This is a genomic window from Micromonospora yasonensis (assembly GCF_026013475.1).
Classification (GTDB): domain Bacteria; phylum Actinomycetota; class Actinomycetes; order Mycobacteriales; family Micromonosporaceae; genus Micromonospora; species Micromonospora yasonensis.
In genome coordinates this window covers 1-7,791 of sequence record NZ_JAPDPH010000285.1, presented here as the reverse complement: position 1 = coordinate 7,791, position 7,791 = coordinate 1, and the positions used below count along the sequence as shown (strand labels likewise).

Genomic DNA, 7,791 nt, shown 5'->3' with positions numbered 1-7,791 from the left:
GGCCCCACGCCCGGTTCGGTCGGCACCAGCGCCGGCTCGGTGGTGACCAGGTCGGCCGGGACGAGCACCACGGCGGTGGTCCCGGCCGGGGCGGCCACCCGCAGCTCGACCCGGATGCCGTGCCGGGCGGCGAGCCGGGCGACCACGAAGTGGCCCAGCCGGGCGCTGTCCGCCGGGTCGAACTCCGGCGACCGGGACAGCTTGCGGTTGGCCTCCGCCAGGGCCCGCGGCGACATGCCGAGCCCGTGGTCGGTGATCTCGACGGTGTACCCGCCGGGCGCGGACCGTCCGGTGACGTCCACCCGGCTGCCCGGCGGGGAGTAGGCCGCGGCGTTCTCGATCAGCTCGGCGAGCAGGTGGATGACGTCGCCGACGGCCCGGCCGAGCACGCCCGCCGGCTGCACGTCGCCCACCTCCACCCGGTCGTACGACTCCACCTCGGAGATCGCGCCGCGGATCACGTCGACGGCCGCGACCGGGTTGCGCCAGCCCCGGCCGGGGGCCGCCCCGGCCAGGATGACCAGGTCCTCGGCGTGCCGGCGGAGCCGGGTCGCCAGGTGGTCGACCTGGAAGAGCCCGGCCAGCTCGTCCGGGTCCTCGGTGTGCCGCTCCAGCCGGTCCAGCAGGGCCAATTGCCGGTGCACCAGGCCCTGGCTGCGCCGGGCGATGTTGAGGAAGACCTCGTTGAGCCCGCGACGGAGGGCGACCTCGTCGACGGCGGACTGGAGGGCGGTCCGGCGTACCTCGTTGAAGGCCCGTCCCACCTCGCCGATCTCGTCGCCGCCGTGGTCCAGCTCGGGCGCCTCCCGGGTGATGTCCACCTCCTCGCCCCGCCGCAGCCGGGCGACCACGTCGGGCAGCCGGTGCTCGGCCATCTCCAGTGCGGCGGTGCGGACCCCGCTGAGCCGGTGGGCCAGCGAGCGGCCGACGCGCAGCGCGATCAGCACGCAGATCACGATGGCGAGCAGGCCGAGCACCCCGGCGGCGGCGAGCCGGACCAGGATGGCCACCGCCATTGGCATGGACCGCTCGGCCAGCCCGTCGGCGCCGCGCAGCTCGAAGTCGCGCAGGCTCTGCTCGGTGCCGGCATGGCTGGTCTCCCAGGCGCGGACCTCGAGCCGGGCCGGCAGGTCGGGACTGCGGATCAGGGTGTCCTGGAGGGCGCGCAGCCGGAGGAAGTCCGGCCCCTCGATGAGCCCCTGGTACGCCGCCCGTTCCGCCGGGGGCAGGTCGGCCACCGCGGTCTCGGCCAGGAACCGCTGGTTCTCGATGGTGCGGACGAGCTGCTCGTGCTCGCCCTCGGCGTACCGGCCGGCGGTGATCGCGCCGGCCAGCAGGGCGTCGGCCTGGCCGAGCAGCTCCCGGGACCGGCCCAACGCGGTGAGCGCCAGCGCCTCCCGGTTGAGCTGGACGTCGGGCAACGTGGCCATCGCGGAGAACGCCTGGAAGGCAGAGCTGATCATTCCGCTGTAGAGGCCGATCGCCCCCGCGCGGTCCACCTTGCGGGCGTCGATGAAGCCCCGGCCGGCGGGCAGCGCGTCGAGCGCGGAGACCAGTTGGTCGAGGCGGGCGTCGAGCAGGTCGTCGGCGGCGTCGCGCAGCTCGTCCCCGCTGACCCGGCGGCGCAGCTCGGCGACCGCCTGGTCGGTACGGCTGCGCTGCTCGGCCAGGGCCGGAAGGGTGGCGTCCCCGGCGAGCTGGACGGCCGAGAGCCGCCGTTCCCGTTGCAGCTCGGTGACCACCGTCTGACCCGGACGGCCCAGGTCGTAGAGGTAGGTGCGCGCCGCCAGCAGGTCGAGGGCGGGCCCGAAGGCCAGCGTGGTGGCGAAGATCCAGAGCGCCAGCAGCGCGGTCACCGGACCGATGACCAGCGCGGTCAGCTTGGCGCGGATCGGCCAGTCACGGGTGTTCATCAGACCTCGCCCGGAAGGTGTCGCAGGAGTGGCGCGGCACCGCGCCGAAGCTGTCCGGTCACGACGCCGGGCCCCGGCTCGGGCGCCTTGGGCAGGATACGTAATCCCGGGCCGATGCACTACCGGCCGTCTCGCCCGGGGCTACTGTCCGGGATGTTCCCCTGTGGACGCCGTTCGACCCGAACCGGTGCGGACAACCGGCCGATGGCGCCGGATGCCTGAGCGGGGGAAGGCCCGGCTGGCCAGTATCTCGCCGACCAAGAGGTTCAACCCTGGACGTTGCCCCTGAAGGTGCCGCCTGCGGAATCGCCGACGGAAAGTCCCCCGGATCGGGATTGGCGATCACGACACGGAGGGAATACCAGGCGGCGAAGGAGGAGCCATGTCGTCCACGCAGGTAGTCGTCACAGTCATCGTCGTCCTCGTCCTCGCGGCGCTGGCCGCGGTCGCCGTCGTGGCCAGCCGCCGGCGGGCCCTCAAGCAGCGCTTCGGCCCGGAGTACGACCGGGCCGTCGCCGAGCAGGACAGCCGGGGCGCCGCCGAGCGCGAGCTGCGCGAGCGGGAGCGCCGCCACGCCGAGCTGGAACTCACCCCGCTCAGCCCGGAGTCCCGGGCGAAGTACGCCGCGGCCTGGGAGGAACTCCAGGTCCGCTTCGTCGACTCCCCCGCCGAGACCGTGAGCGAGGCCGACGAGCTGGTCCGCCGGTTGATCGCCGAGCGTGGGTACCCGACCGGCGACTTCTCGGAGCAGGCCGCCCACCTCTCCGTCGAGCACGCGCGCACGCTGGGCCACTACCGGGACGCCCACGAGATCCGGCTGCGCAACGAGCGCGGCGAGGCCGGCACCGAGGATCTCCGGCAGGCGCTCGTGCACTATCGGGCCCTCTTCGCCGACCTGCTCGGCGCGGACCCGGTCGTCGCGCAGCCGCCGGCGCAGCGCCATCCCGACCACGAGCACGACGTCACGAGCCGCTGAGGAGGCCGCCGCCATGCGCAGGGAAGAGCAGCAGATCACCCAGGATCAGCCGGAGACCGTCCGGTCCGGGCCGGTACCGGTCCCGCCGTCGGGCGACGCGGCCGACTCCGACGGACACCGGCGCGACCGGGGGGCCCGGGTCGACGTGCCCGAGGACGCGCTGGACGACCGGGGCACCTTCGACGACCCGGCGGTGGCCGGCGAGCGTGCCGACGATCGGGGCGGCGACGCCGCGACCGAACGGGACGCGAAGCGGGACGAGTCCCAGGCGTACGACGCACGGGACGTCCGGGACGCGGAGGCCGCCGACGCCGACGGCCGGATCGAGTACCACGACCCGGCGCCGCTGCCGACGTCGTTCGTCGGGGCGACCACGGTGAGCGACGCGGTGGCCGCCTCCGCGATGGCCAGCGCTCGACCCGAGGACGAGCGCGACCCGCGCGGTGAGGACACCGCCATGCCGGGCGACGGCGCCCCCGGTCGGACCGACGCGCTCGACGACGAACGGGCCGACCCGACGGCCGGCGACCGACTGCACGACCCCGACGTCTGGGCGGCCGAGCACGCCGGTACGGCGCGGGACGACGCGCCGGAGGCCGGTGCCGCCGGGTACGGCAGCGCGCAGCCGGAGATGGTCGACCCGGACGCCAGCACCGCCGCGGCCGGGGCGGGCGTGGCCGGCGCCGCAGCCGGCGCCGGTGCGGCCGGGGTGACCGACGCCGCGGCTCCGGGCGCCCGGCCCACCCTGGGCGTGGTGCCCGCGGACGCCGCCACGCTGTTCCCCGCCGAGACCGCGCAGGGCTTCCGGGACCGCTGGCGGGACGTACAGCTGCGCTTCGTGGACGACCCGAAGGCCGCGGTCGGCGAGGCGCAGTCGCTGGTCGACGAGGCGATGGAGGCGCTGTCCACCGCGCTGCGCGAGCAGAAGAGCAAGCTGGGCGGCTGGCAGGAGTCCGGCTCGGCGGACACCGAGCAGCTCCGGGTGGCGGTGCGTGGTTACCGCGACTTCCTCGACCGGGTCCTGGGCCGCTGACCCGACACCCGGCGGCATGCCCCGGCTCGCACGGGGTACCCCAGGTGGATCACGGAACGGGACAGGAGGGCAGCAGCATGACGGATCGTGACCGTGGTGGCCAGCGGCCGCTGGAGGAGACCCCCGAGGTGGCCGCGGCGGTGGACGACGACAGCACGGTGCCGCAGCTGCGCAGCGGCGGCACCGACCCGGACAATCCCGTCTTCACCGAGCCCGACGGCGCGGTGCCCGACACCGGCTCGCCGGATCTCCTCGGCGACCCGTACGCGGCCGGCACCGGCGCGACCGGCACCGGCACCGGGGCCGCCGGGGACAACATCCGCACCGGTGCGGAGCAGCCGTGGGAGCCGGAGGACCTGGTGATGGCCCGGGGTCAGGACGTCACCCCGGAGAACCTGGAGCGGGCCCGCCGCGACCTGGCCGAGTTGGGCCGGGCGGCGATCGAGAAGACCGTCCCCTGACCCGGCCGCCGGGCACGGGGCTGGCCGCGCGAAGTTGCCGGCGGTGGCGCGTGCCCGGACAGCCGGGGGCCCCTGGCCGACGTGGGCGTCGACCAGGGGCCCGGGGAACCCGCGCGGCGGTGCCTCACTCCCGCCGCAGCGGGTGGGCCGGCCGCCGGATCAGGAGAGCGGCGGGTAGGCGTTGGCCATGAGCTCCTGGAACTGGGCCGGGAACCAGGCACCGGAGATCGGCGCGTTCGGCAGGGCGCCGGTCAGGTTGTTGCCGTTGCGGGCGTTGCCGGTGTACGTCGGGTCGCACATCCGGTCGAAGCCCTTGCCCTCGTTGTTCGGGATCTCGGTGCTGGAGCCGTCCGACTCGCCCGGGGGCTTCACCCAGACGTACGCGTCGATGCCCGCCTCGGGAGTCGCCCGGGGACGTTCGCCGAGGCCCGCCCCGGCCTGGTTGCACCAGTTGCCGGCGTGGATCCGCCGGTCGATGCGGCCACCGTTGACGTAGGTGTCGACGCTGGTCGTCGCGCCCGGGCCGGTGGGCCGGGCGGAGCCGCCCCAGCCGTTGCGGGAGGTGTCGATCAGCATGCCGATGTTGCTCTCGAAGCCGATCGAGACCAGTTTGTTGCGGAACGCCTGGGCGAAGGAGAGCTCGTCCACGTACTGGTTCCAGTCGATCCACTTGGACTGCCGCACGGTGGTGCCGTTCACCGTGTCGGTGATCTTGATGTACGGCTCCTTCAGAGCCGAGTAGTTCGCCGTGTTGACGATGAACCCGGTGACGTTGCGGACGGTGCTGCCGGAGGCGGTGGCCGCGGTCTTGAGCATGTCCGCGGTCGGACCGAAGTTGCTGTCCCAGCCGATCCAGCCGTGGTGCGCCGCGTCGATGTAGTTGTAGACGTTGCCGATCGCGCCCAGCTTGGCCAGCGCGTAGCCCACGCCGTTCACGTACGCACCGTTGGCCTTGACCGTGTCGCACATCACGGTGCCGCCCGCGTTGCCCGAGGTGTTGGTCACCAGATTGGGCAGCGAGTCGATCTCGATGATGTTGATGATCCGCAGGCTGGCGTACTTCGGGTCGGCCTGGATCGCGGCGATCGGGTCGATGTACTCCGACTTGTAGCGCGGCAGGTCGTCCGGGCCCAGCTCACCGTTCGAGGCCAGCGCGGCACAGTCGCGGCCGGGCAGGTTGTAGATGACGAACTGGATGTAGCCGGCCCCCTGGGCGAGCGCGGCGTTCAGGTGGTCCCGCACGCCCATCGCGCCGTTGGAGCTGCTGTTCGGGGTGCCGTTGATGGCGGCGATCCGGTCGATCCAGACCGCGGTCGGGTTGTTCGACACCCGGCTGCCACCGGTCACCGACTCGGCCTTGGCCTTCCACTCCGGGTTCACGTACCCCCTGGCCCCGGCGTACGGGTTGTCCACCTTCTGTCCTGGCGGCGGGCTCGACGGCGGCGGGCTGGACGGCGGGGGGCTCGAGGGCGGCGGGCTGGACGGCGGGGGCGTGGTCGGGCTGCCGCCGGTGCAGACCGTGCCGTTCAGGGTGAACGAGGTCGGCTTCGGGTTGCTGCCGCTCCACGCGCCGTTGAAGCCGATGGTGGTGGTGGCGCCGCTGGGCAGCGACCCGTTGTACGACTCGTTCCGCGCGGTCACGTTCTGGCCGCTCTGCGACCAGAGTGCGGACCAGCCGTTGACGACCTTCTGGGAGCTGTTCGGGAAGGTGAACCCGAGGTTCCAGGAACTGAGCGGGTCACCGAGGTTCTTGATCGTCACGGTGGCGGTGAAGCCACCGGGCCAGTCGCTGGTGACGTAGTCCACGCTGCACTGGGTCGCGGCCTGCGCCGCGGTGACCGGGAGGGTCACCAGCCCGCCGGCCACCAGGACGCCGGCGCTGGTCAGCGCGAGCGTTCGGCTCCGGCCGGACAGCCTTCTCCACAGATTCATGCCACTGATCTCCTTGGGCGAGACCGGATCCGCGTACGGCCCGGCGAAATGGCCCTCGGGACGTCCGCCACGGACGGCCGTCGGCGCCACGGGTGTCTTCGGGGGTGCCCGACCCGGACGGGCGTGGTGGTGGACGCGACCGGCACGACTGGCCGGCCGACTCTCCGACGTCGTCCGGTCGACCCGGCTGCCCTCGACGCCTGAGTTCGCGGTGTGGCTCCCCGAACCGCGTGCAGCGATTCTTGCATGGGAGCGCTTCCATGGCAATGGCTCGATGTGACTCGCGGCCAGCATACGGGCGAACAGTCCCGGGCGGCACGGGCGCGCCGGTTCGCGGCAGACAGGCCCAGGCGGGTGGAGTGCGGCAGGGACACCCTGCGGGGCACAGCAGGGCCCAGCCGCGCCAAAGCAGGCCAGCGGCCGCAGCAGATCAACAAAGGCCGCCAACAAGGCGTAGGGCCTTAACCACCTCGATGCGGCCATAGACCAACAAACTCCTAAACACGAATCTTTCCTCGGATAACTCGCGAAACGGTCTAACGTCGGGCGTAGCTCGACCGCCGTCGGGCTCAGGACGAACAGGGATGGAGTGACCAGGTCATGGGAAAGAAGATGCTCGGGAAGATCGTTGCGGGTGCCGCTCTCGGCGGCGCGTCCCTGCTGCTGTTCTCGCCCGCGGCGGCGAACGCGGCCGGACACAGCGCGTACATGAGCAATGTCGTCGCCAAGCCGCAGGTCAGTCTTCCTGAGACCTGCCCAGGGGGCCACGGGGACTGGGACAACAAGAACTGGGACCGCAAGGACTGGGACCGCAAGGACGAGGACCGCAAGGACTTCGACTTCAAGGACAACAAGGACCACGACGGCAAGGACCACGACTTCAAGGACGAGGACCGCAAGGACCACGACTTCAAGGACGAGGACCGCAAGAACGAGGACCGCAAGAACGAGGACCGCAAGAACGAGGACCGCAAGAACGAGAACGGCAAGGACTGGGGAGGCAACCAGGACTGGGGCAAGCAGGACGACGGCAAGGACTGGCAGGGCAGCGACTCCTGGCAGCCGGGGTCCGACGGCAAGGGCGGCGGCATGGCGGCCGACGACCAGTCGGGCAAGGACCACGAAGGCAAGGACCAGGACCGCAAGGACGAGAACCGCAAGGAAGAAGAGCGCAACGACCAGGACAACAAGGACCACGACCGCAAGGACCACGACGGCAAGGACGAGAACCGCAAGGAAGAAGAGCGCAACGACCAGGACAACAAGGACCACGACCGCAAGGACCACGACGGCAAGGACCAGGACCGCAAGGACCAGGACCGCAAGGACGAGGACCACTGCATGCCGCGTGGCCACGTCGACGGGGGTGACGGTGGCATGACCAGCACCAGCCTGGACCGCAACATGGCCGCCAGTGGGGTCGGCGTGATCGGCGCCGCCGCCCTGGGCGGCATGGTCCTGCTGCGTCGGCGGCGG

At 72.4% G+C, this 7,791-nt stretch carries 6 protein-coding genes; 4 read left to right on the top strand and 2 right to left on the bottom strand.

Annotated elements, in window-relative coordinates:
- The coding region (locus tag ONA70_RS32885) for a sensor histidine kinase (RefSeq protein ID WP_265010384.1) at positions 1-1,913 on the bottom strand (1,913 nt) is incomplete at its 3' end.
- A gap of 382 nt (positions 1,914-2,295) precedes the next feature.
- Between ONA70_RS32885 and ONA70_RS32880 the strand changes: the two genes are divergently transcribed.
- The 3 genes from ONA70_RS32880 to ONA70_RS32870 all read left to right on the top strand — a co-directional run bounded on the left by ONA70_RS32880 (position 2,296) and on the right by ONA70_RS32870 (position 4,383).
- On the top strand, positions 2,296-2,889 hold the full coding sequence (locus tag ONA70_RS32880) for a hypothetical protein (RefSeq protein ID WP_265010383.1): 594 nt from the start codon (positions 2,296-2,298) through the stop codon (positions 2,887-2,889).
- Positions 2,890-2,902: 13 nt separating this feature from the next.
- Positions 2,903-3,922: a hypothetical protein gene (locus ONA70_RS32875; protein WP_265010382.1), complete on the top strand. Its 1,020-nt coding sequence runs from the start codon at positions 2,903-2,905 to the stop codon at positions 3,920-3,922.
- 77 nt (positions 3,923-3,999) lie between these two features.
- Positions 4,000-4,383, top strand: coding sequence for a hypothetical protein (locus ONA70_RS32870; RefSeq protein ID WP_265010381.1), 384 nt, complete (start codon positions 4,000-4,002; stop codon positions 4,381-4,383).
- A 159-nt stretch (positions 4,384-4,542) separates the two neighbouring features.
- Here the strand turns inward: ONA70_RS32870 and ONA70_RS32865 are convergent, their stop codons facing one another.
- Positions 4,543-6,315, bottom strand: coding sequence for a glycoside hydrolase family 6 protein (locus ONA70_RS32865; RefSeq protein WP_265010380.1), 1,773 nt, complete (start codon positions 6,313-6,315; stop codon positions 4,543-4,545).
- Positions 6,316-6,915: 600 nt separating this feature from the next.
- Here ONA70_RS32865 and ONA70_RS32860 point away from each other — a divergent pair.
- A partial coding sequence (locus ONA70_RS32860; protein ID WP_265010379.1) for a midas domain-containing protein occupies positions 6,916-7,791 on the top strand: 876 nt, incomplete at its 3' end.

What these genes read in the sequence shown, in the direction of transcription:
- ONA70_RS32880 (WP_265010383.1), top strand. Translation starts at nt 2,296, where the DNA reads ATGTCGTCCACGCAGGTAGTCGTCACAGTCATCGTCGTCCTCGTCCTC.
- ONA70_RS32875 (WP_265010382.1), top strand. Translation starts at nt 2,903, where the DNA reads ATGCGCAGGGAAGAGCAGCAGATCACCCAGGATCAGCCGGAGACCGTC.
- ONA70_RS32870 (WP_265010381.1), top strand. Translation starts at nt 4,000, where the DNA reads ATGACGGATCGTGACCGTGGTGGCCAGCGGCCGCTGGAGGAGACCCCC.
- ONA70_RS32865 (WP_265010380.1), bottom strand. Translation starts at nt 6,315, where the DNA reads ATGAATCTGTGGAGAAGGCTGTCCGGCCGGAGCCGAACGCTCGCGCTG.